This is a genomic window from Janibacter anophelis NBRC 107843 (assembly GCF_001570945.1).
GTDB classification, from domain to species: Bacteria; Actinomycetota; Actinomycetes; order Actinomycetales; family Dermatophilaceae; genus Janibacter; species Janibacter anophelis.
On record NZ_BCSQ01000027.1, the window covers coordinates 1 to 25,367 of the forward strand.

Annotated in this window: 26 protein-coding genes; 8 read left to right on the top strand and 18 right to left on the bottom strand. The window is 72.9% G+C overall.

Annotation, left to right across the window (positions count from 1 at the left end; translation table 11 throughout):
• From JAN01S_RS08765 to JAN01S_RS08775, 3 genes are all read right to left on the bottom strand, one after another.
• On the bottom strand, positions 1-2,338 hold a 2,338-nt coding region (locus tag JAN01S_RS08765), incomplete at its 3' end, for a PHP domain-containing protein (protein WP_157075673.1).
• On the bottom strand, positions 2,335-2,907 hold the full coding sequence (locus JAN01S_RS16915; RefSeq protein ID WP_068316769.1) for an SAV_6107 family HEPN domain-containing protein: 573 nt from the start codon (positions 2,905-2,907) through the stop codon (positions 2,335-2,337). The genes JAN01S_RS08765 and JAN01S_RS16915, both read right to left, overlap by 4 nt.
• 7 nt (positions 2,908-2,914) lie before the next feature.
• A complete protein-coding gene (locus tag JAN01S_RS08775) occupies positions 2,915-3,208 on the bottom strand; it encodes a DUF6504 family protein (protein ID WP_068316771.1) in 294 nt (97 codons plus the stop codon).
• A 143-nt stretch (positions 3,209-3,351) separates the two neighbouring features.
• On the opposite strand from JAN01S_RS08775, the gene JAN01S_RS08780 reads away from it, so the two are divergent.
• Positions 3,352-4,437: a polyprenyl synthetase family protein gene (locus JAN01S_RS08780; protein ID WP_068316773.1), complete on the top strand. Its 1,086-nt coding sequence runs from the start codon at positions 3,352-3,354 to the stop codon at positions 4,435-4,437.
• Positions 4,438-4,637: 200 nt separating this feature from the next.
• Here the strand turns inward: JAN01S_RS08780 and JAN01S_RS08785 are convergent, their stop codons facing one another.
• Complete coding sequence (locus JAN01S_RS08785) at positions 4,638-6,050, bottom strand: hypothetical protein (RefSeq protein WP_157075675.1); 1,413 nt, start codon at positions 6,048-6,050, stop codon at positions 4,638-4,640.
• Between the two features lie 37 nt (positions 6,051-6,087).
• Positions 6,088-6,441, bottom strand: coding sequence for an Rv2175c family DNA-binding protein (locus JAN01S_RS08790; RefSeq protein ID WP_169797196.1), 354 nt, complete (start codon positions 6,439-6,441; stop codon positions 6,088-6,090).
• Positions 6,442-6,591: 150 nt separating this feature from the next.
• On the opposite strand from JAN01S_RS08790, the gene JAN01S_RS08795 reads away from it, so the two are divergent.
• Genes JAN01S_RS08795 through JAN01S_RS08805 form a run of 3 tightly spaced genes read left to right on the top strand, consistent with a single transcriptional unit; the run spans position 6,592 to position 10,139 of the window.
• Positions 6,592-7,755 carry a LysM peptidoglycan-binding domain-containing protein gene (locus JAN01S_RS08795; RefSeq protein ID WP_068316778.1) on the top strand — a complete coding sequence of 388 codons (1,164 nt, stop codon included), beginning with the start codon at positions 6,592-6,594 and terminating at the stop codon, positions 7,753-7,755.
• Positions 7,756-7,790: 35 nt separating this feature from the next.
• On the top strand, positions 7,791-9,707 hold the full coding sequence (gene pknB / locus JAN01S_RS08800; RefSeq protein WP_068316781.1) for a Stk1 family PASTA domain-containing Ser/Thr kinase: 1,917 nt from the start codon (positions 7,791-7,793) through the stop codon (positions 9,705-9,707).
• Complete coding sequence (locus tag JAN01S_RS08805) at positions 9,708-10,139, top strand: DUF2177 family protein (protein WP_068316783.1); 432 nt, start codon at positions 9,708-9,710, stop codon at positions 10,137-10,139. It abuts the gene before it with no gap.
• A 355-nt stretch (positions 10,140-10,494) separates the two neighbouring features.
• On the opposite strand, the gene JAN01S_RS08810 is transcribed toward JAN01S_RS08805, so the two are convergent.
• The 4 genes from JAN01S_RS08810 to JAN01S_RS08825 all read right to left on the bottom strand — a co-directional run bounded on the left by JAN01S_RS08810 (position 10,495) and on the right by JAN01S_RS08825 (position 14,601).
• Positions 10,495-11,820 carry a class II 3-deoxy-7-phosphoheptulonate synthase gene (locus JAN01S_RS08810; protein ID WP_068316872.1) on the bottom strand — a complete coding sequence of 442 codons (1,326 nt, stop codon included), beginning with the start codon at positions 11,818-11,820 and terminating at the stop codon, positions 10,495-10,497.
• Positions 11,821-11,908: 88 nt separating this feature from the next.
• Positions 11,909-12,589, bottom strand: coding sequence for a response regulator (locus tag JAN01S_RS08815; RefSeq protein WP_068316786.1), 681 nt, complete (start codon positions 12,587-12,589; stop codon positions 11,909-11,911).
• Positions 12,586-13,764, bottom strand: a complete 1,179-nt coding sequence (gene macS, locus JAN01S_RS08820) for a MacS family sensor histidine kinase (protein WP_068316789.1) — start codon at positions 13,762-13,764, stop codon at positions 12,586-12,588. Before macS ends, JAN01S_RS08815 begins: the two co-directional genes overlap by 4 nt.
• A gap of 3 nt (positions 13,765-13,767) precedes the next feature.
• Entirely contained in the window at positions 13,768-14,601 is an 834-nt protein-coding gene (locus JAN01S_RS08825) for a lysophospholipid acyltransferase family protein (protein ID WP_068316792.1), read from the bottom strand.
• A 110-nt stretch (positions 14,602-14,711) separates the two neighbouring features.
• Between JAN01S_RS08825 and JAN01S_RS08830 the strand changes: the two genes are divergently transcribed.
• Positions 14,712-15,254: a hypothetical protein gene (locus tag JAN01S_RS08830; protein ID WP_068316795.1), complete on the top strand. Its 543-nt coding sequence runs from the start codon at positions 14,712-14,714 to the stop codon at positions 15,252-15,254.
• 10 nt (positions 15,255-15,264) lie between these two features.
• On the opposite strand, the gene JAN01S_RS08835 is transcribed toward JAN01S_RS08830, so the two are convergent.
• The 7 genes from JAN01S_RS08835 to JAN01S_RS08865 are packed head-to-tail and all read right to left on the bottom strand — an operon-like array spanning position 15,265 to position 20,017.
• Complete coding sequence (locus JAN01S_RS08835) at positions 15,265-15,972, bottom strand: endonuclease/exonuclease/phosphatase family protein (RefSeq protein ID WP_068316797.1); 708 nt, start codon at positions 15,970-15,972, stop codon at positions 15,265-15,267.
• Positions 15,969-16,943 carry an ROK family glucokinase gene (locus JAN01S_RS08840; RefSeq protein ID WP_068316800.1) on the bottom strand — a complete coding sequence of 325 codons (975 nt, stop codon included), beginning with the start codon at positions 16,941-16,943 and terminating at the stop codon, positions 15,969-15,971. Before JAN01S_RS08840 ends, JAN01S_RS08835 begins: the two co-directional genes overlap by 4 nt.
• Complete coding sequence (locus tag JAN01S_RS08845; RefSeq protein ID WP_068316804.1) at positions 16,940-17,911, bottom strand: ROK family protein; 972 nt, start codon at positions 17,909-17,911, stop codon at positions 16,940-16,942. Before JAN01S_RS08845 ends, JAN01S_RS08840 begins: the two co-directional genes overlap by 4 nt.
• Entirely contained in the window at positions 17,911-18,237 is a 327-nt protein-coding gene (locus tag JAN01S_RS08850) for a hypothetical protein (protein WP_068316809.1), read from the bottom strand. Before JAN01S_RS08850 ends, JAN01S_RS08845 begins: the two co-directional genes overlap by 1 nt.
• Complete coding sequence (locus JAN01S_RS08855; RefSeq protein WP_068316812.1) at positions 18,230-19,141, bottom strand: ArsA family ATPase; 912 nt, start codon at positions 19,139-19,141, stop codon at positions 18,230-18,232. Before JAN01S_RS08855 ends, JAN01S_RS08850 begins: the two co-directional genes overlap by 8 nt.
• Positions 19,142-19,146: 5 nt before the next feature.
• Positions 19,147-19,590, bottom strand: coding sequence for an SRPBCC family protein (locus JAN01S_RS08860; RefSeq protein ID WP_068316815.1), 444 nt, complete (start codon positions 19,588-19,590; stop codon positions 19,147-19,149).
• 10 nt (positions 19,591-19,600) lie between these two features.
• Complete coding sequence (locus JAN01S_RS08865) at positions 19,601-20,017, bottom strand: polyketide cyclase / dehydrase and lipid transport (protein ID WP_157075676.1); 417 nt, start codon at positions 20,015-20,017, stop codon at positions 19,601-19,603.
• 91 nt (positions 20,018-20,108) lie between these two features.
• Here JAN01S_RS08865 and JAN01S_RS08870 point away from each other — a divergent pair, with 91 nt between their 5' ends.
• On the top strand, positions 20,109-21,899 hold the full coding sequence (locus JAN01S_RS08870) for an AMP-dependent synthetase/ligase (protein ID WP_084360123.1): 1,791 nt from the start codon (positions 20,109-20,111) through the stop codon (positions 21,897-21,899).
• Between the two features lie 23 nt (positions 21,900-21,922).
• On the opposite strand, the gene JAN01S_RS08875 is transcribed toward JAN01S_RS08870, so the two are convergent.
• Together JAN01S_RS08875 and JAN01S_RS08880 are read right to left on the bottom strand one after the other, a co-directional pair.
• Positions 21,923-22,198, bottom strand: coding sequence for a hypothetical protein (locus JAN01S_RS08875; protein WP_244884795.1), 276 nt, complete (start codon positions 22,196-22,198; stop codon positions 21,923-21,925).
• Positions 22,199-22,274: 76 nt separating this feature from the next.
• Positions 22,275-23,306 carry a DUF2332 domain-containing protein gene (locus JAN01S_RS08880; protein WP_068316822.1) on the bottom strand — a complete coding sequence of 344 codons (1,032 nt, stop codon included), beginning with the start codon at positions 23,304-23,306 and terminating at the stop codon, positions 22,275-22,277.
• A 65-nt stretch (positions 23,307-23,371) separates the two neighbouring features.
• On the opposite strand from JAN01S_RS08880, the gene JAN01S_RS08885 reads away from it, so the two are divergent.
• Both JAN01S_RS08885 and JAN01S_RS08890 read left to right on the top strand, forming a co-directional pair.
• The gene (locus JAN01S_RS08885) at positions 23,372-25,063 is read left to right on the top strand and encodes a DEDD exonuclease domain-containing protein (protein ID WP_068316825.1); all 1,692 of its coding nucleotides are present in this window, start codon (positions 23,372-23,374) and stop codon (positions 25,061-25,063) included.
• A complete protein-coding gene (locus JAN01S_RS08890; protein ID WP_068316881.1) occupies positions 25,060-25,338 on the top strand; it encodes an Lrp/AsnC family transcriptional regulator in 279 nt (92 codons plus the stop codon). Before JAN01S_RS08885 ends, JAN01S_RS08890 begins: the two co-directional genes overlap by 4 nt.
• Positions 25,339-25,367: the final 29 nt, after the last annotated feature.

The window sequence follows — 25,367 nt, forward strand, 5'->3', positions numbered from 1 at the left end:
CCTGCGGGTAGCCACGGGCAGCCGCCGCGGGCCGCCACCACGCCTCGATGCGTGCCTGCCCGTCGGGGCTGCCCATGGTGCGGCGCACCTCGTCGGCCTGGGCCAGGGTCGCGCCGGTCGTCTCGGAGATGATCCGCAGCATCTGCTCGTGGAAGACGACGACCCCTTCGGTCTCGGCGAGCGCGGGCACGAGCCGGTCGTGGAGGAACTGCGGCCGCGACCACCCGTGCCGCGCCTCGAGGAAGGGCCGGATCATGTCGGACTTCACCGGGCCGGGGCGGAAGAGCGAGATGTCGATGATGAGGTCGTCGAAGACCGTCGGCGCGAGCTTGCCGATGAGCTCGCGCTGCCCCGGGCTCTCGATCTGGAAGCACCCGAGCGTGCGGGTCGTGCGGATCATCGCGAAGGTCGCCGGGTCGTCGAGCGGGACGTCGTCCCGGTCGTCGAGGTCGATCCGCTCCCCCGTGGACCGCTCGACCTCACCGACGGCGTGCGCCATCGCCGACTGCATCCGGATGCCGAGGACGTCGAGCTTGAGCAGACCGAGCGCCTCGACGTCGTCCTTGTCGAACTGGCTCATGGGGAAGCCCAGCCAGCTCGACTCCACGGGCGTGCGGTCGAGCAGCCCGCCGTCGGACAGGACCACCCCGCACGGGTGCAGCGCGATGTGCCGCGGCAGGCCGTCGAGCCGCTCGACGAGGTCGAAGAGCACCCCCAGGCGTGGCCCGTCGAGGCTGCGGGTGCGCAGCTCGGGCAGCTCGGCCATCGCCGAGCGCACGTCCTTGGCCCGGATGTGCGGGAAGGCCTTGGCGATCTCGTCGACCTCCGAAGGGGGCACCCCCAGGGCCGCGCCGACGTCCCGGATCGCGTGCCGCGCCTTGTAGGTGTCCATCATCGACACGCACGTCACCCGGTCGCGGCCGAAGCGCTGCAGGATCAGCTCGTACATCTCGGTGCGCCGGGCCGACTCGACGTCGATGTCGATGTCGGGCAGCTCGGCCCGCAGCGGCGAGCAAAAGCGCTCCATGAGCAGGTCGTGCCGGATCGGGTCGATGGCGCTGATGCCGAGCAGGTGGTTGACGAGGCTGCCGGCGCCGGAGCCGCGGGCGGCGACCCGCACCCCCGCCCCGACGATGAGGTCGACGACCTCGGCGACGGTGAGGAAGTAGGTCGGGTAGCCCAGCGCCTCGACGACGTCGAGCTCGTCGGCCAGCCGCTCCTCGACCTGACGCAGGACCGAAGGGGGTGCGTCCGGGTAGCGGGCGCCGATCGCCGCCCGAGCGCGCTGGGCGAGCACCGCCTGCGGGTCCTCGTCGGGGCGCAGCCCGAGCACGTGGGCCTCGGGCAGGTGCACCCGGCCGATGCCCAGGTCCTTGCGGTCGTCCTGGGCACAGGCCATCGCGGTGGCGAGGGTCGTGTCGAGCAGCGCCGCGGCGCGCTCGGCCGGCCCGGCGCAGGACCAGCCGCCGGCACCACCGCCGAGGACGCTCGTCACCCGGTGGGCCCGCTCGGCCATCGTCGCGTCGTCGGCGAGGTGCCCTGCGGTCGTCACCCGGTCGAGGTGGCGGGTGTCGAGGACGACGAGCCGACGGGTCGCGTCGAGGACGTCGGCCGTCGTCGCGTCCTGCGGGTGCAGGTGGCGCACCGCCGCGGTGAGCACCGCGGGGACGCCGCAGGCGTCGGCCAGGCCGAGCAGGTGGGCGGCGTGGCCGGTCGAGGCGGGCGTGCCCGGCGGCCCTCCGTGGTCGACGACCTCGATCGCGAGCGCGTCGGGAGGCAGCACCTGCTGCCAGGCCCGCAGCCGCTGCCGGGCCAGGTCGGGCCGGCGGGCGAGCAGCGCGGCGCCGACGTCGGAGGCCGGGCCGAGCAGGACGAGCAGCGGTCCCGGCTCGTCGGGCCCGGGCGCTGCCGCGTGCCGGGCGACCATGGCGGCGCTCGCCACGGCCTCGCCCCGCTCCCCCGTCAGGTGCACCTCGCTGACGAGCCGGCACAGCCGGGCCCAGCCGACCCCGTGCGGCACCCCGGCACCGGCCCCGCGGGCCAGGACGGTGACGCGGGGGTGCCGCGGGTCGACCTCGGCTCCCCCGCGCACCGGCGTGCGTCGCCGCGGGTGCACCGGGGCCCCGTCGGCGACGGCCAGGTCCACGCCGAGGACCGGCGCGACCCCGGCCGCGGTCGCCGCCCGGACGAACCGCACCGCCCCGTAGAGCCCGTCGCGGTCGGTGAGGGCGAGCGCCGGCTGCCCGAGCTCCGCGGCCCGTGCCACGAGGTCCTCCGGTGTCGTCGTGCCATGACGAAGGGAGAATCCCGACGCCACGTGCAGGTGGGCAAAACTCACCCGGCACCACCCCCGGCCCACGTCTCCTCCGAGCCGCCCGCGCGCATGTCCCCGGGGAAATGCGCGGTCTGGTCCGCGCCCGCGCGCATGTCCCCGGGGAAATGCGCGTCCTGGTGCGCGCCCTCGGACGACGGGGTGAGCGCGACGAGGTCGCCGGTCACCCGCACCGGCGGCAGGCCGAGGATGCCGGCGACGAGCCGCACGAAGTCCTCACCCTGGCGCAGCAGGTCGTCGACCTCGCGCACGCTCATCGGACCGGACGGCCCGTGACCGGGGCGGGCGCCCCCTTCGGGCAGGACGGTCGCGAAGAAGTCCGCCCACTCGGTCAGCTCGGGCGCCACCTGCGGCAGCAGCCGCCACACGTCGACGGGCCCTGCCGCGCCCGTGGTGCGCCCCCGGACGGCGAGCACGGCCGCGGCGGCCCGGAGCACCGCCAGGCGCGTCCCGGAGCTGCGCTCGGGCACGCTGCGCGCCATGTGCGCGGCGGCGAGGCTCTCCCCGGCGCAGGAGAGCAGGTCCAGCGCCCCGTCGAGACGATCGGGACGGAGTACGGCGACGGCAACCACCACGACCCCCTCAGTCCTGGGTCCGCAGGAGCAGCCAGCCGGACGTGCCCTCGGGGTCGCCGTCGACCCCGAGGTCGTAGACCCCCGGCGTGCTGCTGCGTCCCCGGCTGGCCTCGACCCGCCACACGTCCCGGGCGAGCGGGACCTGCGCGAGCGGCCGCCCGCCCTCGCGCCACCACGCGTGCCTCTCCTGCCAGTGGTCGACCACCTCCGTCACCCGGTAGAGCCGCCCCCTCCACAGGAACTGCTCCGGCGAGGTCTCGCCCACCCGCACCTCGATGGACTCCTCGACGAGCCTGACCATTGCCCACTCCTTTGCTCGAACACCTGTTCGAACAACAGTAGACCCGGGGGCCGACACCGCGTCAACCCCGCTCGACGTAGGCTGGGCGCGATCACCGGATCCGACCACGGACCCCCGACAACCCCTCTGCCCCTGGAGCCCACGTGCCGCACCCGCTGGACCTGGCCGACCTGCGCTCGCGGGTCCAGGACCGCATCGACACCGAGCTGGACCGCTGGGAGGTCGAGCTCGCCGAGGTCGGGCCCGACGTCGCCGACCTCACCGGCCCCGTGCGCACCCTGCTGCAGGGCGGCAAGCGCCTGCGGGCCGGCTTCGCCTACTGGGGCTGGCGCGCCGCCGGCCAGGACGACCACGAGGGCGCGATCTCCCTGGCCGCCGCGATGGAGCTCTTCCAGGCCGCCGCGCTCATCCACGACGACGTCATGGACGACAGCGAGACCCGCCGTGGGCAGCCCGCGATGCACCGGGCGCTCTCCCGCGCCCACGCCGAGCGGCTCTGGCACGGCGAGCCCGACCGCTTCGGCGTCGCCGGCGCGATCCTCGCGGGCAACCTCTGCCTCGGCTGGTGCGACGACCTCTTCGCCGACTCCGGGCTGCCCCCGCAGGCCCTCGAGGCGGCCCGCCCGGTCTTCGAGCGGATGCGCGGCCAGCTCATGGCCGGGCAGTTCCTCGACATCGTCACCTCGATGCGCCCGTGGCACGACCTCGACGACGCCGAGCGGATCGAGCGCTCCCGCCACGTCATCACCTACAAGAGCGCCAAGTACTCGATCGAGCACCCGCTGCTCATCGGCGCCACCGCCGGTGGCGCCTCGCAGCAGGACCTCGACGCCCTCTCCCGCTACGGCGTGGCCCTGGGTGTGGCCTTCCAGCTGCGCGACGACGTGCTCGGCGTCTTCGGCGACCCGGACGTCACGGGCAAGCCCGCAGGTGACGACCTGCGCGAGGGCAAGCGCACCGTCCTCATCGCCCGGACCCTCGCCGGCGCCGACGACGTGGCGAGCACGCAGGTCGACCAGTGGCTCGGCGCACCCGACCTCGGCACCGCGGAGGTCGAGGCCTTCCGCGAGCTCATCATCAGCACGGGTGCGCTCGAGGGCGTCGAGCGCGACATCGCCGAGGGGGCTGCGGCAGCCCGCAGCGCACTCGCCGAGGCGAGCGGCGTGCCCGAGCCGGCGCGCACCGTCCTCGCCGAGCTCATCGACCTGACGACGGCCCGCAGCACCTGACGCGACGCTGTCGCCCCAGCTCCTGACGCGACGCTGTCGCCCCAGCTCCTACAGCGCTGCGCGTGTCGTACTGCAGTTCGTGCACGCGGCGACGAGGAATGGCGGAGCCGTCGGTCTCCCGGCCTGAACTGCAGTACGACACGCCGCTGCACCTGACCCGGCGCTGCCGTCCCGGCCCTGCTGGCAGCTGCGCGCGGTCGTCACGACCGCCAGGGCCACCTGACCCGGCGCTGCCGCCCCGGCCCCTCCGGCAGCTGCGCCCGGTCACCACGACCGTCCACCTGCGCACGTCGGGTCGCCGCCTCGAGCACCCCGGCGGGCACGAGCTCCTCCAGCGGCGGCAGCTCGTTGCCCGGCAGCGGCTGGTCCACGGGCAGACCGAGCCCGGACAGCCGCGCCTCCAGGTCGCGCCACGGCCCGTCGGGTACGACGTCGACGAGGTCGTCCACCTCATCGAGGTCGCCGTCCTCGCCGTCCTCGTCGACCGGGGCCGGCGGCCACGCGAGGTGGCCGTCCACCTCCACGGCCCGCTCGAGCACGTGCCGCACCGACACCCCCGGCCAGCCCCGCAGCGGGCTGCGCTCCTCCTCGGGCAGCAGCCTCGAGACGACCCCGCTCGCGAGCAGCTCGTCCGCCACCCGGTCGACGACCCGGGGCAGTCGGCCCGCGTCCGACGCCAGTGCCTGGTGCGCCCGGGGAGACGACATCACGCCCGCCAGGGCCACGGCCGCCAAGCACTCGCGGCGCTCGACGGCGCGGGTCGTCACGAGCGCGTCCACGGCCACCGAGCCGGTGGTGCCGCTGCCACGCCACAGCGGTGAGGCCATGACCTCCTCGACCGCCGCAGTCGCCACGGTCGGGTCGACGGCCGCCCCGGCGAGAGCGGTGAGTGCTCCCCAAAAACGGGTGGCCCCTGGCGTTGGTTGCTCACGCCGGTCACGCCGAGAGCCGTGCACGGACCACCCCGTCATCACCGCCGTCGACACCTCCGGGTCGTCGGGGCGGGCGCTGGCTGCGGCGTGGAGGGCGGCCGCCTCGAGCGCCGGGTCGTGCCGGGCGATCGCGAGGTAGAGCCCCTCACCGCCGTCGTCCGTGCGCCACCGCGTGGCCGGCCACAGCGAGTAGGCGATCTCGCTGCCGGCAGGTCGTCGGAGCACCTCGCGGAGCCACTGACGCATCGCCGGCTCGACGGCCTCACGGGCCGACGGGCAGCGGACGCCCACCTCGAGCATGCCCGTGAGCCCGTGGCTGGGGTGGGTCGGACGACCCTGCTGGGACCACGGCACGTCGTGCCACGGCAGCACCTCGTGCAGGACGTCGAGGTCGTCCCACAGTCCGGCCAGCAGCATGGCCGCCGTCTGCGCCCGGACTCGGGCGGCGGCCTCGTCCCCGGTCAACGAGGCAGGCTCGACCGGTCCGGCCGAGGGCACGGCGGCGCGTGCCGTCGCGTGCAGCGCCTCCCGCGCCTCGTCCCCGCCGCGGGCCAGCTGCCTCAGGTCGCTCGAGCTCCACGGCAGCACGTCCGGGGTCTCGAGCGCCGCCCGTACCCGGGCCGGCAGGTCCGCGAGACGACCCCGTGGGTCAGCCGCGATCTCCTCGTCCACGCGTCGCACGTGGTCCCCCTCCTGTCGTCACACTGCCACGACCCTGCTAGAGCGCCTCCTCCATCGCCCGGCGGCGCACCTCGGTCTTGAAGCCTGCGCGGATCGCCGCGATCGGGGTCGACCCGCCGGGGAGGGTCTCGTCGGTGGCGAACATCCACTCGACGATCTCGTCGTCGCCGAAGCGCCCGTCAGCGAGGACGGTGAAGGTCCCGGCGAGGTCCGGCAGCGGCCCGTGCTCGTCGACGAAGTCGGCCGGCACGGACAGGGCATTGCGCTCGCCGCGGCGCACGGCGACCAGCTGCCGCTCGTCGATCCAGCGCCGCACGTCGGTGATGCGCACGCCGAGTCGCTCGGCGAGGTCGGGCAGGGTCAGCCAGGTGGTCTCAGGGGTGCTCGTCACGCCGGTCAGTGTGGCAGAGCGGGCGCGCGGGCCCGATCTTCGGTACCGTCGACCGCAACCACATACGTCACACCAGTCACAGGCGCCACATGCGCCACGTCTCTCAGCCCCCGGGCGTTCCCCTGCGCCCCCGACATCGGAGTCCCCCACATGGTCCTTCCGCTCCTCGTCACCGTGCCGGCCACCCCCGTGGCACCGGCGGTCGACCTGACCGCAGAGTCCACGACGACCACGTCCGTCTCCCAGGGCACCCGCCACCACACCGTCCGCGACGGCGAGACCATCTACGACATCGCCGCCCGCTACCGCGTCTCCGCCACCGCGCTGCTCTCGCGCAACCACCTGTCGGTCGACGAGTTCATCCACCCCGGCCAGAAGCTGCGGATCCCCGGACGCTCGGGCGAGTCCTCCCCTTCGTCCTCGTCGTCGAAGAAGAAGCCGGCCCGCTCCGGCTCCACCCGCACCTACGTCGTGCGCAGCGGTGACACGCTCGTCGGCATCGCCGCCCGCCACCACATGAGCGTCGAGCGACTGCGCTCGCTCAACGACCTGAGCGGACGCTTCATCCACCCGGGCGACAAGCTGCGCGTCACCGGCACCGCGGCCAAGCCCGCCAAGCGGGCGACGGCCAGCCGGTCGACCTCCTCGCACAAGGTGCGCAGCGGCGAGACCCTCACCGGCATCGCCGCGCGGTACGACATGAGCGTCGCGCGCCTGGCCAAGCTCAACGACCTGTCGACGCGTGAGTTCATCCACCCCGGCACGACCCTCAAGGTCACCGGGAGCACGACGTCGTCCACGAGCACCAAGGCGGCCACCAAGCCCAAGCGCACGAAGCACAACACCTTCGCCGGGCGCACCTACTCCGACGAGATCGTCGACGCGGCCACGCGCAATCGCCGCATCCTCGCCGGACGCGACGTGCCGAGCCGCGCCGAGACCAAGGCCAAGATCACCCGCATCGCCCGCCAGCACGGGGTCGACCCCTCGATCGCGCTCGCCATCTCCTACCAGGAGTCGGGCTGGAACCAGCGCCAGGTCTCGGTCGCCAACGCGGTCGGCACGATGCAGGTCATCCCGAGCTCCGGCCAGTGGGCCTCCCAGCTGGCCGGGCGCCAGCTCGACCTGCTCGACACCGACGACAACATCACCGCCGGCGTGATCCTGCTCAAGGTCCTCACCCGCGAGGCCGACAGCACCTCCGACGCGATCGCGGGCTACTACCAAGGCCTGGCATCCGTCGAGTCCAACGGCATGTACAGCGACACCAAGCAGTACGTGGCCAACGTCAAGGCGCTCCGACGTCGGATGTGACGGACGGACGAAGGGGGCGAACCTAGACTTTGGGCGTGACCACGGCATCCACGCACCCGCTCGTCGGCGAACTCGTCGACGGCCGGTACCGCGTGCTGCGCCACCTCGCCGACGGCGGGATGGCCACGGTCCTGCTCGCCACCGACACGCGGCTCGACCGCGAGGTGGCCCTCAAGGTCATGCGCCCCGACCTCGCGGCCGACGAGACCTTCGTCGCGCGCTTCCGCCGCGAGGCGCGCTCGGCCGCGCGCCTCAGTCACCCCAACGTCGTCCCCGTGCTCGACCAGGGCGAGGACCGCGGCCGGGTCTGGCTCGCGATGGAGTACGTCGAAGGGAGGACCGCCCGGGCGGTCATCGACGCGGAGGGCGCGTTGACCCCGCGGGCAGCTCTCGACATCCTCGAGCCGGTCCTCACCGGGCTGGCCGTGGCGCACGAGGCCGGGTACATCCACCGCGATGTCAAGCCGGAGAACGTGCTCATCGCCGACCGTGGCCCGGTGAGGGTCGCCGACTTCGGACTGGCCCGAGCGGTGACCTCGCAGACGACGACGGCCGAGGACGGCGTGCTCTTCGGCACCGTCGCCTACCTCTCCCCCGAGCAGGTCGAGCGCGGCATCGCCGACGCCCGCAGTGACGTCTACGCCGCTGGGCTCATCCTCTTCGAGTTGCTCACCGGGCAGCGAGCGGTCGAGGGCGAGTCGCCGATCCACGTCGCCTTCCAGCACGTCCACGGTTCGCTGCCGGTGCCGTCGGAGGTCGTCGAGGACCTGCCCACCGAGCTGGACGACCTCGTCGCGCTGGCCACGCACCGCGACCCCGACGAGCGCCCTCTCGACGCCGGCGCCTACCTCGCCGAGCTGCAGCGCGTGCGCGCCGACCTGACGACCGCTCAGCTCGATCGACGCCCCACCGGTGCACGGGCGAGAGCTGCGACCGGAGCCGAGACGGTCGCCCACCCCCGTCCCCGTCCGACGACCGCCATCACGCGGCCGGCCGCCGTGGCCGGCCTCGCGACGACCGCGGCGGCGGACGACGACCCGACGAGCCCGGCCACTCCCCCTTCGCGCCGACGACGTGGCCTCGGGGCCCTCGTGGCGCTGCTGCTCGCCGGGGCGCTGGCCGCCGGCGGTGGCTGGTGGTGGACCCAGATGGGTCCGGGCAGCAAGGTCCTGGTGCCCGAGCTGGCCGGCCAGCCGCAGCAGGACGTCGAGACCACGCTCGCCCAGTACGAGCTGTCGCTCACCGAGCAGACCGCCTTCGACGAGGCGGTGCCCAAGGGCGAGGCGATCACCTCCAACCCGCCGACCGGCACCGAGCTGGCCAAGGGCAGCGAGGTCACCGTCGTCTTCTCCAAGGGGCCCGAGCGCTACGAGGTCCCCGACCTCGCCGGCCGGACCACGGCGCAGGCCACGTCCGACCTCGAGGCCGAGCACCTCGTCGTCGGGACGACGACCGAGTCCTGGCACGCCGAGGTGCCCGCGGGCCAGATCATCTCCTCGACGCCCGCTGCCGGCACGGAGCTCAAGCGGGACGCGGCCGTCGGCATCGTCGTGTCCAAGGGACCGGAGCCGGTCGCCGTCCCCGTCGTCGCGGGCAAGACCGCTGCCGACGCGACGACCGCGATCGAGGCGGCCGGCCTCAAGGTGGCCCGGGCCGAGGACGCGTGGAGCTCGACCGTGGCCAAGGGCTCGGTCATCAGCCAGAGCCCCTCGACCGGCACCCTGCTGCCCGGCGAGACGGTGACGATGACGGTCTCCAAGGGCCCCGAGATGGTCGCGGTGCCCGATGTCCAGGGCCTCACCCGGGCTGAGGCGACCAAGAAGCTGCAGGACGCCGGGTTCAAGGTGTCGGTGCAGAACTTCCTCGGCGCCCCGCTCGACGAGGTCCGCGCCTCGCGCCCCAGCGGCGGCACCGCCCCCAAGGGCTCGACCGTCACCATCCTGGTGGTCTGAGTGCCCTCGGCGGACGGGATCCTGCGCCGCTGGCTGCTGCCGGCCGCCCTGGCGGCTCTCGTCATCGGGGTGCTCGACGCGCTGTGGATCTCCCTCGTGGCAGGACCGCTCTACGCAGCCGAGCTCGGTGACCAACTGGCCGACCCGGTGGTCGGGTGGGCCGCAGCGATCTTCTACGTCGTCCACGTCGTCAGCGTCACGGTGCTGGCGATCCGACCGGCCCTCGATGCCGACTCACTGCGAGTGGCGGCGGTGCACGGCTTGGTGCTCGGGGTCGGCGCCTACGCGACCTTCGGGTTCACCAACCTCGCCGTCCTCGCCGACTGGACGCTGCTCCTGGCGGTGACGGACACCCTCTGGGGCGGCTTCCTCACCGCCACAGCCGCCGTCATCCCGGTGCGCATCCTGCGCCGCACGCGACACCGCGACTGAACCCGGCGCTTGGGCCCGGCCCCGTGTTGGCAAAGGGGACTCCTGGAACATGTGGTGGCCGATTCAGCCACGAGATGCTCCAGGAGTCCCTTTTGCCAACGGGCGAGGACCCCTGCCGGAAGAAGGGCTGAGGTGGGACCCGTTCCGGACGAAGGGCTGGGGTGGGCCCCGGACGGACGAAGGGGTGAGGTCCGGCGCGACTCAAGGAAAAGCCCGGACTGCTCCCGCGACGCGACGTGCGTGCAAAAGTCGTCCGGGCTTTTCCCCAGCGCCGGGCCTCATCCCTTCGTCCGGAAGGACAAGGCCGAACCTCATCCCTGCGTCCGGAAGGACAAGGACCCAGCCCACAAAACGATCAGGCCCCCGAAAGCATCTCCGCGGTGAGGAACGCCAGCTCCAGGCTCTGCTGGTGGTTCAGCCGCGGGTCGCACACGCTCTCGTAGCGCTTGTTGAGGTCCTCGTCGAGGATCCGCTCGGCGCCACCGAGGCACTCGGTGACGTCGTTGCCGGTGAGCTCGACGTGCAGGCCGCCGGGGACGGTGCCGAGCGAGCGGTGCACCTCGAAGAACCCGCGCACCTCGTCGACGACGTCGTCGAAGTCGCGCGTCTTGAACCCGGAGGCGGACTCGAACGTGTTGCCGTGCATCGGGTCGCAGATCCACGTGACCATCGCGCCGGAGTCGCGGACCTTTTCCACGATGCGCGGCATGGCCTCGCGGATCTTGCCGGCGCCCATCCGGGTGATGAAGGTCAGGCGGCCGGGCTCGCGGTGCGGGTCGAGCAGGTCGATGATCCGCAGCAGCTCGTCGGGGTCGGCCTTGTCGGAGACCTTCATCCCGATGGGGTTGCGGATCCGGCTGACGAAGTCGAGGTGCGCGTGGTCGATCTGGCGGGTGCGCTCCCCGATCCACAGGAAGTGGCCGGAGGTGTCGTAGAGGTCGCCGGTGCGCGAGTCGATGCGCGTCATCGGGCGCTCGTAGTCGAGCAGCAGCGCCTCGTGCGCGGACCAGAACTCGGTGGCGCGCATCGCCTCGAAGTCGACGCCGCACGCGGCCATGAAGCGCATCGCCTTGTCGATCTCGCGGGCCAGGCCCTCATAGCGGCGGTTGGCCGCGTTGGAGACGAAGCCGACATTCCAGTCGTGCACCATGCGCAGGTCGGCGAAGCCACCCTGGGTGAAGGCCCGCACGAGGTTCAGCGTCGCGGCGCTCGTGTGGTACCCGCGCAGCAGGCGCTGCGGGTCGGGGTTGCGCGACTCGGGGGTGAACGCGAAGTCGTTGACCATGTCGCCGCGGTAGGCCGGCAGGGTCACGCCGTCACGGGTCTCGGTGTCCTTGCTGCGCGGCTTGGCGAACTGGCCGGCCATCCGGCCCATCTTCACCACGGGCATGCCCGCGCCGTAGGTGAGCACGGCCGCCATCTGGAGGACCGTCTTGATCCGGTCGCGGATGTTGTCGGCGGTGGCGTGGACGAAGGTCTCGGCGCAGTCGCCGCCCTGGAGCACGAAGGCCTCACCGACCGACGCGGCCGCCATGCGGTCGCGCAGGTTGTCGCACTCGCCGGCGAAGACCAGCGGTGGATAGGTCGCCAGCTGCGCCACGACGTCGTCGAGAGCACCACGGTCGGGCCAGCTCGGCTGCTGGGCCGCCGGGAGGTCACTGGTGATCGTGGCTGGGGACATCTGGGAGGGCACTGCGGTGGTCACGCTCCAAGGATAGGCTGCGCCGCCCTTCGCCCCGTCATGCGTCCAACCACAGGACGAAGGGGGGTCACTCCGGCGCGTCGAGTCCCCGGCTGATCGCGAAGCGGGTCAGCTCCACGCGGTTGTGCAGGTGGAGCTTGCCGAGGATGTTCTGAACGTGGTTCTGCACGGTGCGGTGCGAGATGACGAGGTCGGCCGCGATCTCCTTGGCCGTCATGCCCATCGCGACGTAGCGCAGGATCTCGGTCTCGCGATCGGTGAGCTCGGGGACGGGCGAGGCCGCCTCGGCCGGGGCGGGCTCGGTGCGGGCCCGGGTGCTCATCTCGCGGAACTCGCCCAGCACGAGGCCGGCCAGGCCGGGGGTGAAGACGGCGTCCCCGGCCCCGGTCGCGGTCACCGCGTCGCGGATCTCGCCCGGGGAGGCGGACTTGACGAGGTAGCCGCTCGCGCCGGCCTTGACGGCCGCGAGCACGTCACGCTCCTCGCCGCTGGCGGAGAGGATGAGCACACGGGTGCTGAGGTCGCTGATCGCGGTGCACACCTCGTCGCCGCGCAGCTGCGGCAGGTTGAGGTCGAGGACGAGCACGTCGGGCACGGTGGCGCGGGTGCGGGTCACCGCCGACGGGCCGTCGGCGGCGGTGCCGACGACGTCGAAGCCGGCCTCCTCCAGGTCACGGACGAGGGCGTCCCGCCACAGGGGGTGGTCGTCGGCGACGAGGACCGTCAGGGGCTTCGTGGGCTCGCTCATGGGGTGGAGCCTGCCACGTCCGGCGTCGGGACGGTGAGGGTGACGGTCGTCCCGCCACCGGCGGGTGAGCGCCAGCTGGCGTCACCGCCGAGGTCGAGCATCCGGCCGCGGATCGAGCTGCTCGCGCCGAGACGGCCCTCCTCGACGGCACGTACGAGCCGGTCGCCGTCCATGCCGACCCCGTTGTCCCGGATGACGACCTCGATACCCCGGTCATCGGCGTCGAGGAGCACCCACGCCCGGGCGCCGTCCCCGGCGTGCACCGCGACGTTGTCGAGGGCCGCGGCGACGGCGGCCTCGACCTCACGGGCCGTGTGCTCGGGCAGGCGGACGGGTCCGGCGGGCAGGACCACCTCGACGTCCGCCGAGCGAAGGGCGGCGAGCCCGGCCGCGAGGTCACGCACCTGGTCCTTCGCGGAGATGGCGTCCGCCGCGGGCTCGAAGCGGGTGATGAGGCTGCGCAGCGAGCGCTCCTGGTCGGCGGCGAGGTCGGCGAGGGCCTCCCCTTCGGCCCCGAGCGTGCGACCGCGTCGGTTGATCATCGCGAGCGCCTGCAGCACCCCGTCGTGGACCTGCCGCCCGATGCGCTCGCGCTCCGCGAGACGCTCGCTGACGGCGAGCGCCTGCTCGAGGCGCTTCTGGCTCTCACGGGCCAGCTGGACGGCCAGTCCGACGAGGATGCCGACGATGAAGAGCAGGAAGATGTTGTGCCAGGTCAGCTGCCCGGCCTCCTCCACCTGCACGAGGTTGGCGACGGAGATGACGGCGGCGCAGATGACCCCGCCGGGGATGCCGCTGAGCAAAGCACCGGCCATGACGGGCGAGGCCGCCCACACCCCGGGGACCGTGGAGATCCCGGCGCTGACCTCGGCCGCGGTGTACACCTCGCTCGTCAGCAGGATCCCGACGGAGGCGATGACCAGCTCGACGCCGATCGCCACCTTGGTCGGGCGCGGCAGCAGTGGGGCGATGATCGACCACGCGAGGGCCACCACCCCCCAGACCAGGATCGGCCACCAGTGGATGACGTGCTCGCGGTGGGTCCAGATGAGGATGCCGGCGTAGGTCAGCGAGACGAAGCGGTACAACGCCAGACCCCGGCCGCCGGCGCTGTCGATGAGCGGCGACGGGTTGTACTGGCGCCGCAGCGAGACCTCCCCCGGGTCGGGCAGCACGGTCTACAACCCGTCCTTGGACTCCTCGGACCACGGGTCGGCCGGACGCTCCCCCGCGGCGGGGCTGCGGCCGTCACCCTCGAGGGCCTGCTCGAGCTCGGGCACGGCGCGACCGGGACGGGCGGCCTCCTGCAGCTCGCGGGCACGGCGCTTGGCCTTGGTGAGCAGCTTCTCCTTCATCGACGTGGCGTACATGTCGACGTACTCCTGGTCGGACAACTGCATCAGCTCGTACATCAGCTCGTCGGTGATCGAGCGCAGGACGAATCGGTCGCCCTCCATCCCCTCGTACCGGGAGAAGTCGAGCGGTGTGCCGATCTTGATCCCGATTTGCCGGATGTTGGGGATCTTCTGCCCCGTCGGCTGGGCCTTGTCGGTGTCGATCATCGCGACGGGGATGACGGGCACACCCGCGGTCAGCGCCATCCGGGCGACACCGGTGCGGCCGCGGTAGAGGCGCGAGTCGGGCGAGCGGGTCCCCTCCGGGTACAGACCGAGCAGGTCGCCCTGGGCGAGCACCTTGAGACCGGCGTTGAGCGCCGCCTCGCTCGCCTTGCCGCCACTGCGGTCGATGGGCAGCTGGCCCACGCCCCGCATGAACGTCGCGGTCAGCCAGCCCTTGAACCCCGGGCCGGTGAAGTAGTCCGACTTCGCGAGGAAGGTGACCCGCCGCTCGAGGGCGAGCGGCAGGAAGATCGAGTCGGAGAAGGACAGGTGGTTGCTGGCGAGGATCGCCGCGCCCTCCTCGGGGATGTTCTCCAGGCCCTCGACACGGGGTCGGAAGAGCACATTGAGCAGGGGCCCCAGGGCAACCCTCTTGAGAAACCAGTACAGCACCGTCGCCTCACCTCCAGATCGCAAGCGAACTCTACGGTAAGGACGCCCGGCTCAGGGCATGGGAGGATGTCCATGAGGCGACGGCGACGACGAGGACGGGCGGAGCACCGATGGTCGAGCGACAGCACCCGGACGACCGGGACGTCGACGCTGCCTTCGAGTCGATCATCGCCCGCTGGGACGACGACGTGCCGGAGGCGGAGCAGCCCGAGCACGACCGCCTCCCCGGCCCACTCGACACTCCGCCACGCGCTCCCCGGCAGAGCACCGGCGACGTGCGCGCCGCCCTGCCCCGCCCCCGCGAGGACGACCAGCGCGACCACGGCGTGCCGTGGCGGGTGGACCCGACCAACTCCGTCGCCGACGCTCTCATGGGCCAGGGCGAGACCCCCGGGTCAGCCGACGACGACGAGGGCTGGTCGCCGCCGGCGCCCGCCCCCCTTCCCCCGACGACCGATCACCTCTTCTGGGGCGCCCTGCTCGGCCTGGGGTTGGGCATCCTCGGCATGCTGTGGCTCGCGCTCGCCCGCCCGGCCGTCGGCAGCTGGGTGACCTTCCTCGTCGGCGCCTCGATCATCGGCGGCTTCGTCTGTCTCGTGGTGCGACAGCCGCGCGACCGCGACGACGACCCCACCAACGGCGCCCGGGTCTGACCCCCTTCGCTCACTCCCCCGAGCGCGGCACGGAGGGGTCGGGCAGGGGCTGGGTCTCGATGTCGACCCACACGGGCCGGTGGTCGGTCGCGGCCTTGAGGTCCTCCCACACCCACGGCACCTCCCGGTGCGGCAGCACCGTGACGTCGGGCGTGGCGAAGACGACGTCGAGCACCCGGTCCGGCTTCGCCGACGGATAGGTGGGCTCGAGCGGGCTCACCGGCTGCATCGACGCGCCGAAGAACTGCCAGGCGGCGCCGTCGGACTGCTCGTTGAGGTCGCCCGCGAGCACCGCGGGCCCGGGCTGGGCGGAGAGCCGGTCCATGATCGAGCGGGCGTGGACGAGGCGTTCGTCCGCGTCGAGGCTCAGGTGCACGCTCGCCACCGACACGGGAGCATGGCCGAAGGGGGCCACCCGGGTGACCGCGAAGCCGCGCCGGTCGCGCCACGTGCGCGCCGGGAGGCGGTGGTGGGTCACCGACAGCACGTTGGTGCGCAGGTTGGTCAGCACGCTCGTCTGCCCGGCCCTCTGGCTGCGACCGGACCACACCAGACCGCACCGGTCGGCGAAGTCGGCGATGCGGTGGTTGACCGGACCGATCCAGGGCACCTCCTGCAGGCACAGCACGTCCGGGTCGATGACGCGGACCGTGCGGGCCAGCGCCGCGACGTCGTCCTGCAGGGCCCGCAGGTTGTACGAGGCGACCCGCAGGCTCACATCTGCTCCTCGGCCCCCAGCGCGGCGGCTCCGATGAGGCCGGCGTCGGGACCGAAGCGGGCGGCGACGATCGTCGCGGCCGGGCGGTAGCCGCGGCCGGTGAGCTGTCGGGCGAAGGTGTCGCGGGCCGGGCCGAGGAGGAGGTCACCCGCGGCGCTCACGCCGCCGCCGATGACGAAGACCTCCGGGTCGAGGGCAGCAGCGAGGTTGGCGATGCCCACGCCCAGCCAGTGCCCGATCTCGGCGAGCAGCTCGGTGGCGGTGGCGTCGCCCTGCCGCGCGGCCTCGGTGATCATCGGGCCGGTGAGGGAGGCGGGGTCTCCCCCGACGTGCGCGAGCAGGTCGGTCGCCATCGGCGAGTTGGCCATCGCCAGTCCGCGGGCCTCGCGCACGAGCGCGTTGCCGGAGGAGTACTGCTCCCAGCACCCGCGGTTGCCGCACTCGCAGCGCTGCCCACCGGGCACGACCTGCATGTGGCCGAACTCGCCGGCGATGCCGTAACGCCCGCGCACGAGCTGGTTGCCGACGAGGATGGCGCCCCCGATGCCCGTGCCGAGGGTGATCATCACGGCGTGGCTGGCGCCGCGCGCGGCGCCGAAGCGGTGCTCCGCCCACAGCGCGGCGTTGGCGTCGTTGTCGATCGAGATCGGCAGGTCGACGCGCTTGCCGAGGGCCTCGCGCAGGGGCTCGTTGCGCCAGGACAGGTGCGGGGCGAAGACGACGGTGGAGCGGTCCGCGGCGACGAAGCCGGCGGCACCGACCCCGACGGTCGCGGGTCGTTCGACACCGGCGTCACGGGCGAGGACGAGCAGCTCCTCGATGACGGCGACGATGGTGTCCTCGACGACCCGGGGCGCGTTGGACCGGTCCGGGGTGTCGCAGCGGGTGCGCACGAGGATGCGTCCGTCCTCGTCGAGCACGCCTCCCGAGACCTTGGTGCCGCCGATGTCGATGCCGATGCTCGTGCTCATGCTCCGCCCTCCCGGGCCAGGGTGGCGGCGCCGACGATCCCTGCGTCGTTGCCGAGGGTGGCGCGGACGATCTCGGGCGAAGGGCGGTGCCCCCGGCCGATGAGCCGCTTGGCGAAGGCGGCCCGGGTGGGCTCGACGAGCAGGTCGCCGGCGGCGGCGACGCCACCACCGATGGCGATCCGGCCCGGGTCGAGGACGGCGCACACGGAGGCGATGCCGTGGCCCAGATGCGTGCCGAGCTCCTCGAGGAGCTCGACGGCGGCCCCGTCACCCTCCTGGGCCAGCTCGGTGACGTCCTGACCGCTCAGGCGGTCGGCGTCGCCGCCGCAGCGGGCGCGCAGTGCCTCGCCGAGGGGCGAGGCGGACTCCACGAGCTCGCGGGCGTTGCGCACGAGGGCGGTGCCGGAGGCGAAGACCTCGAGGCAGCCGAAGTTGCCGCAGCCGCAGCGCGGACCGCTCGGGTCGAGGACGATGTGGCCGATCTCGCCCCCGATGCCGAAGGCACCGCGCACGAGTCGGTCGTCGTTGATGCAGCCGCCACCCACGCCGGTCCCGACGGTCACGAGCAGCATGTCGTCGCAGTCACTGCCGGCGCCGAAGCGATACTCGCCCCAGGCGGCGGCATTGGCGTCGTTCTCGATGAGGACGTCTCGACCGACGCGCTCGGTGACCGCGGCTGCCAGGTCCAGGTCGCGCCACGGGAGGTTGGGTGCGAACCACACGTGGCCGGCGCGGGCGTCGAGGAAGGCGGCGCAGGCGATGCCCACGCCCGCGACCTCGTCGCCGGCGGCGTCCTCGAGGGTGGTGACGAGGCGCGCGGTGGCCTCGATGATCGCGTCGGTGTCGTCCGCCGGGGTCTCCACCCGCTCGCGGTGGGTGATCCGTCCCTCGGCGTCGACGAGGGCACCGGCGATCTTGGTGCCGCCGATGTCGATGCCGATCGCCGGACCGTCGTGCTGCTGTCCCATCAGGCCTCGCTCGCGATGTCGGTGTCGGTGGCCGCTGCCGCGGCCTCGTCGTCGTGGATCCGGATGCGCTGACCGCGCTCGCGGTGCGGCACGTGCTCGCTCGGCTCGTCGAGCTCGACGCCCAGGGCGTCGGCGAGCGTCGTCGACGCGAAGGTCGCCCGGGTGAGTGCCTCGGCGAGGAGGCTGGCCCCGGTCATGGCGCGTCGGGTGGTGGCGGTGTCGACGCGTCGCAGGTCGTCGCCGAGGGTCTCGATGTCGACCTCGGACAGCACGCGCAGCAGCTGCACGACGATGTCCTCGGGCCGGGGGTCGGTGTGCTCAGCCACGGGGCCACACCGCCGGGTCGGGCGTCATCGTCAGGGTGAGCACCCCACCGGCGATCCCGGCGCGCTCGACCTCGCAGCGTCGCAGGACCGAAGGGAGCAGCACCCGCCGCGTCCGCCCCGCGCACCCGAGGACGATCTCGTCGTCGTGGCGCACGAGCTCGAGGTCGGCGGCACGCACTCCGGGCACGTCGATGCGCAGCAGCCACTGCTCACCCGTGCGCTCCACGCGCGGCCCGGACTCCGGTGCCGGTGACGGCAGGTGCTCCACCCCGGAGCCCCCGACCGGGTGCACCGCGGTGAGGGTGCGGCCCATGAGGGCGAGCAGCACCTCGGCGTCGGCCCGGCGCGCCGCACCGACGGGCCCGGCCGGGGCCGCGAGGTGGATGCTCGTCATGGTCGGGTCGGCGAGGGCGCGGTCGAGGTCCTCGAGCAGCTCGGCACCCTCACGCAGGGCGGTGAGCACCGGCTGCTCGGGCGCGGGCAGGGCGCCGATGCCCTCGGGGGCCACGAGCACCTCCCAGCGGGCCACGACGGGGACGAAGGCGGCGAAGGCGCGGGCCACCCGCTGCGGGACGTCGAGGAGCCGGGCGACCTCGAGGTCGACGTCGACGACGAGCTCGTGGCCGTCGGCACGTGCCCGGGCCAGGGCGCGGGCGAGGTGCAGCAGGTCGGGCAGGTCCCGGGGCAGGATGGTGGCGATGAGGTCGGCCACGACGGGGGCGGGGAGGTCGAGGGCTGCGAGGATCCGGTCGAGCTGTGACTCGATCGCGACGACGACGGGGTCGGCCGGTGCCGCGCGGTGCGGGGGACGCACGACGGGGGTGCCGGGACCCAGCGCGGCCACCACGCGGGCGGTGACGGCATCGCTGTGGTCGCCTCCGCCGACGACGAGGTGCGCTCCCACGGTCCTCAGGCTTCGGCGTGCTTCTTGAGGTCGCGCAGCGCCGTGTCGACGATGACCTTCTCGGCCTTGCGCTTGAGCATGCCGAGCATCGGCACCTTGACGTCGACGGTCAGCTCGTACGTCACCTCGGTGCCCTCCCCCGCGGCCACGAGCGTGTAGGAGCCGTCCATCGCCTTGAGCATCGTGGCGCTGACGAGCGTCCACGAGGCGACCCCGACACCGTCCTCGTCGACGTCCCACGCGTAGTCGAGGGTGTAGGTGTCCTTGATCGCGCCGGCATCGAGGGTGAAGACTGCCTGGTCGGGCCAGCCGTCGCCGTCCTCGGAGAGGATCTCGACCTGCTTGATCTCCTTGGCCCACTCCGGGTAGGCCTCTAGGTCGGCGATGATGTCGAGCACCTCGCCGGGCGAGGCGTCCACGACGATGCTGGAGCGGGTGCTGTCGGCCATGCCCGGGAGACTATCGCGAACGACCCTCGAGACGATCCTTGATCTCGTTCAGCCCCTGCTTCCAGCGCCGACGGTGCTCCCGGGCCCAGCGCTGCGGCGCCCGCGGACCGGTGCCGTGGACGAAGTGGTGGACGATCGTGCCGCCTCCCGACGGCTCCAACCAGATCTCCATCCGCCCTTCGACCTGCCCCGTGCAGCGCCAGCGGACCCCCTTCGCCCCACGGTCCTGCACGACCTCCCGCTCCAGGCCGGGCCACAGCCCCTCGAGCAGCCCGGGCGCGTCGAGCGCCTCGCGCACGACCTGGGGGGCCGCACGCACATATGTCTCGTCGACGACGTCGACGACGGCACGGGGGCAGCGCAGGAGCACGGTGGGCCTCTCGGTCGGGGCGGCGCGGATCAGGGGCAAGAGTATGGCCACGGTCACGGAGCGACTCCGAAATCGTCGGCCACGACCACGGGTACTCTCGTCGCGAGCCAGCGTCCGGTCTGCTGGCACGGCGAACGAAGGAGATCCCGTGAACGACAGCGTCATGCCTCGACTTTTCGAGGGCGACCCCTCCGACTCCCTGGCCGACCTGCCAGGGCGCAATGCGGAGAAGAACCCCCAACGGGTGGCCTTCACGGTCAAGGAGGCCGGCGCCTGGCGGGACGTCACCGCGGCCCAGTTCAACCACGACGTGCGCGCCCTCGCCAAGGGCCTGATCGCCCAGGGCCTGCAGGCCGGCGACCGGCTGGCGATCATGGCCCGCACCCGGTACGAGTGGACCCTGCTCGACTTCGCCACCTGGGCGGCCGGCGGCGTGCCCGTCCCGATCTACGAGACCAGCTCGGCCGAGCAGGTGGAGTGGATCGTCAAGGACTCCGCTACCCGATTCCTCGTCGTCGAGACCACTCGCCACGAGGCCGTCGCCGAGGAGGCGCGCGGCAACCTCAGCGGTCTCGAGCAGATCCTCGTCATCGACAACGGTGACCTCGACACGCTCACCGCCGGCGGCTCGCAGGTCGGCGACGAGCAGCTCGACGAGCGCATCGCCTCCCAGGAGCGCAGCTCGCTCGCCACGATCATCTACACCTCGGGCACGACCGGTCGCCCCAAGGGCTGCGAGCTCACCCACGACAACTTCCTCGGTCTGGCGGAAAACGCGACGGCCAAGCTCGGCGACGTCGTCCAGCGTGAGGACGCATCGACGCTGCTCTTCCTCCCGCTCGCGCACGTCTTCGCCCGCTTCATCGAGGTGCTCGCGGTCAGCGCCGAGGCGCGCATGGGCCACAGCGCCGACATCGCCAACATCCTCGACGACTTCCAGTCGTTCAAGCCGACCTTCATCCTCGCGGTGCCCCGCGTCTTCGAGAAGATCTTCAACAAGGCCAACGAGACGGCGACAGCCGACGGCAAGGGCAAGATTTTCGCCAAGGCCGCCGAGACCGCCATCGCGTGGTCCGAGGGCAAGGACTCCGGCTCGATCCCGCTCAAGGTCAAGGTCCAGCACGCCGTCTTCGACAAGCTCGTCTACAGCAAGCTGCGGGCCAAGATGGGCAACCAGGTCGAGTACGCGGTCTCCGGCGGCGCGCCGCTGGGCACCCGTCTGGGTCACTTCTTCCGCGGCATCGGCGTGACGATCCTCGAGGGCTACGGCCTGACCGAGACCACCGCGCCCGCGACGGTCAACCTCCCCGACAAGGTGAAGATCGGCACCGTCGGCCCCGCCCTCCCCGGCGTGTCCCTGCGCATCGCCGACGACGGCGAGGTCCTCATCAAGGGGATCAACGTCCTGCGCGGCTACCACGACAACGAGCAGGCCACCCTCGACGCGCTGCAGGACGGCTGGTTCCGCACCGGTGACCTGGGCGAGCTCGACGAGGACGGCTACCTGAAGATCACCGGCCGCAAGAAGGAGATCCTCGTGACGGCCGGCGGCAAGAACGTCGCCCCCGGTGTCCTGGAGGACCGGCTGCGCGCGCACCCGCTGATCAGCCAGTGCCTCGTCGTCGGCGACGGCAAGCCCTTCATCGCCGCGCTCGTCACCCTCGACGAGGAGATGCTGCCGGGCTGGGCGGCCAACAACGGCCTCGGCTCCCTGACCGTGGAGCAGGCCCGGACCAACGAGACCGTCCTCACCGAGATCCAGGGCGCGGTCGACGAGGCCAACAAGGCGGTCTCCAAGGCGGAGTCGATCCGCAAGTTCTCCGTCCTCGCGGAGGACTTCACCGAGGACAACGGCACGCTCACCCCGTCGATGAAGCTCAAGCGCAATGTCATCATGCGCGACTTCGAGGACGAGGTGGAGGGCCTCTACGGCAGCTGACCACCGGCCAGCCGGCGCGCGGGTCAGACCGCGTGCCGGCGCAGGTCCTCGTAGTCCGAACGAGGCTCGTGCACCGCACGGGCCTCGTTCGCCGTCTGCGCACTCACCAGGCCTGCGGCGATGAGCCGGGAGATCACCTCCCGCTCGCGGCGGTCGAGCGGCAGCTGCGGTGGCAGGTCGGGGTCGGCGAGCATGGTGGGCGACTCCAGCGCGGTCACCATGCAGTCGGCACAGCCGACGTGCTGGACCGGGCAGGTGCCGCAGTCGATCGTCAGGGGCGCTGCGGGTCGACGGGTCATGTCCGTCACCTCCTCGTCGTCACCGGGTCCGTCCCGGCACCGACAACGCTAGGAGCCACCCCCGACAGCCCTCCCGTCAGCACATGCTCAGGTGCCGTCCGTGCCCGTGCGTCCACCCCAGGCCGCGCCCGTCGAGGCCCAGGCAGAAGTCCGCGGACGAGACCGGCGGGCAGCCCGCTCCAGCGGTGACCGACGGCAGCACGCCGGCACCCTCGTTGCTCACCCAGTGCGCCGCTCCCCCGTCGGCGCGCACCCGCTCGAGGGCCGAGGTGACGACCTGCGGCCAGCGGGTGCGGCCCCCTTCGTCGAGGTAGGCGATGACCGCGGAGTGGAGGACGACGACCGTCGCGCCGGGCGCGGCCTCCCGGGCCCGGTCCACCGCCGCGTCCAGACCGGTGAGCAGGTCCCCCCGCTCGAGAACGACCGGCTCCTCGGCGACCCGGGCGATGGCCGCGGCGAGCCGCGCACGACGGTCCTCGTGCTCGGGCCACACGAGCGTCTCGAGCCAGTCGGCGGTGTCGGGGTCCGACGGGTCGAGCGGGTTGAGGTCGATGCCACCGCGGTGGACGACCTGCGGGAGCGAAGGGGGGATCCGCACCGGCCCTCGCACGGTGCAGTCGAGCAGGACCGGTGACGGGCCGTCCTGCGGGTCGAGTCGCGCGACCTCCTCACCGCTCCCATCGAGGTACCGGTAGGACCACCGGTCCGGGTGGAGACACAGCCCGGCGCTCGCACCGACCTCGACGAGCGCCAGCGGGCCCGGCAGCGACGCCAGGACCGGCAGCAGGGTCGCGCAGCGACCGACCTCGTTGGTCTGGGTGGCCTTGGACAGGACGGTCTCGCGCACCTGCGTCCAGCGCGTCGTGAGGACCTCGCGCAGCACCGGGTACGACGACGGGGTCCGTGCCCCGTGCCGCCGGGCCGCCGCGAAGACGTGGTTGGGCTGGCGCTTGCCCACCGGGAGGCCGGCAACGAGGTCGACGACCTCGCGGTCCGCGGCGAGGCCGCGCGCCCAGCTCTCGAACGTGACGGACTCCCCCTTCGCCTCGTGCTCGGCGAAGTGCTCGTAGAACCGCGCGACATCGGCCAGCTCGTCCATGGCCCGCATGTCCCCACACTGCCGCGGGCCCCGCCTCCCGGACGTTGTCGGTGGCCGCACCTACGGTCGTCGCCATGGAGGTCGTCCAGGACAGGCTCGGTGATCTCGGCACCCCGCTGGCCGAGGTCACCTTCGTCGTCGTCGACCTCGAGACGACGGGCGGCTCGCCGCGCGACTGCGGCATCACCGAGATCGGCGCGGTCAAGGTGCGCGGCGGCGAGGTCCTCGGTGAGCTGCAGACCTTCGTCAACCCCGGCGAGCCGATCCCCGCCTTCATCCAGTCCCTCACCGGCATCACCGACGCGATGGTCCGCGACGCGCCCCGCACCGGTGCGGCGGTGACCAGCTTCCTCGAGTTCGCGAAGGGGGCGGTGCTCGTCGCCCACAACGCGGGTTTCGACATCGGCTTCCTCAAGGCGGCGTGCGCAGCCCACGACCTGCGCTGGCAGGGCCCCACCGTCCTCGACACCGTGCGGTTGGCCCGCCAGGTCGTCTCCCGCGACGAGGTCCCCAACCACAAGCTGGCGACCCTCGCCCGGGTCTTCGGGGCCACGACCACGCCCGACCACAGAGCGCTCCACGACGCCCGGGCGACCGTCGACGTGCTGCACGGGCTCATCGCCCGGCTCGGGTCCGTCGGGGTCCACACCCTCGAGGAGCTGAGCTCCTACACCTCCCGGGTGAGCGACGAGCTGCGCCGCAAGCGCCACCTCGCCGACGGGCTGCCGTCCGCGCCGGGGGTCTACGTCTTCAAGGACGAGCGCGGCGAGGCCCTCTACGTCGGCACCTCGGTCGACATCCGGGCCCGCGCCCGCAACTACTTCACGGCCTCCGAGCAGCGCCGCCGCATGGGCGAGATGGTCCGCTTGGCCACCGAGATCACCCCGATCGTGTGCGCGACGACCCTCGAGGCGCAGGTGCGCGAGCTGCGACTCATCGCCGAGCACCAGCCGCGCTACAACCGGCGCTCACGCCGCCCCGACAAGGTGTGGTGGCTCAAGCTGACCGACGAGGCCTTCCCGCGGCTGTCGATCGTGCGCTCCATCGGGCCCGACGACCTGGCCTGGGCCGGCCCCTTCGGCACCCGCCGCACGGCCGAGGACGCCGCAGCTGCCCTCCACGACGCCGTCCCGCTGCGGCAGTGCCTGACCCGCCTGTCCCCGACCCGACCGACGTCCGCCTGCGCCCTGGCCGACATGGGGCGCTGCGCGGCGCCCTGCACGGGTGCGATCGGCGTCGACGAGTACGCGCTGACCGTCGCCGACGCCGCCCGGGTCCTCGTCGGCGACTCGCGGGAGGCGGTGGCCGCCGTGCGCGAGCGGATGCGCACCCTCTCCGAGGGCGAGCGCTTCGAGGAGGCCGCGGCACTGCGCGACCGGCTCGGGGCGCTCGTGCGGGCGACCTCGCGCAGCCAGCGCGCCACGCCCGTGCGAGAGGCCGCCGAGATCGTCGCGGCCCGGCGCACCCCGCGGGGTGGGTGGGACCTGGTCTGCGTGCGCCACGGGCGCCTCGCCGGCAGCTCGCACTCCCCCGTCGGGGCCGACCCGATGCCCTACGTCGCCGCTCTGCGCGCCAGCGCCGAGGTCGTCGCACCACCGACCGGACCGGGCACGAGCGCCCTGCCCGAGGAGACCGAGCTCGTCCTGCGCTGGCTCGAGGCCGAGGGCACCCGACTGGTCGACATCGAGGGCGAGTGGACCTGTCCGGTGGGGGGTGCGGCCGCCGCCCACGGCGAGCTGGCGCCTGCTCTAGGGTGGGCCTCGTGATCACCGCCATCGTCCTCATCCACGCCGAGACCGCCCGCATCCCCGAGGTCGCCGAGGCCGTCGCCGGCATCGACGGGGTGAGCGAGGTCTACTCCGTCGCCGGAGACGCCGACCTGATCGCCATGGTGCGCGTCCACCAGCACGAGCAGCTCGACGACGTGATCGCCGGCCGGCTCAACAAGGTCGAGGGCATCGTCGACACCTCGACCCAGATCGCCTTCCGCGCCTACAGCCGCCACGACCTCGACGCGGCCTTCAGCATCGGCCTGGAGTAACCGCCTCGCGGGCCGTCGTCAGGACGCGG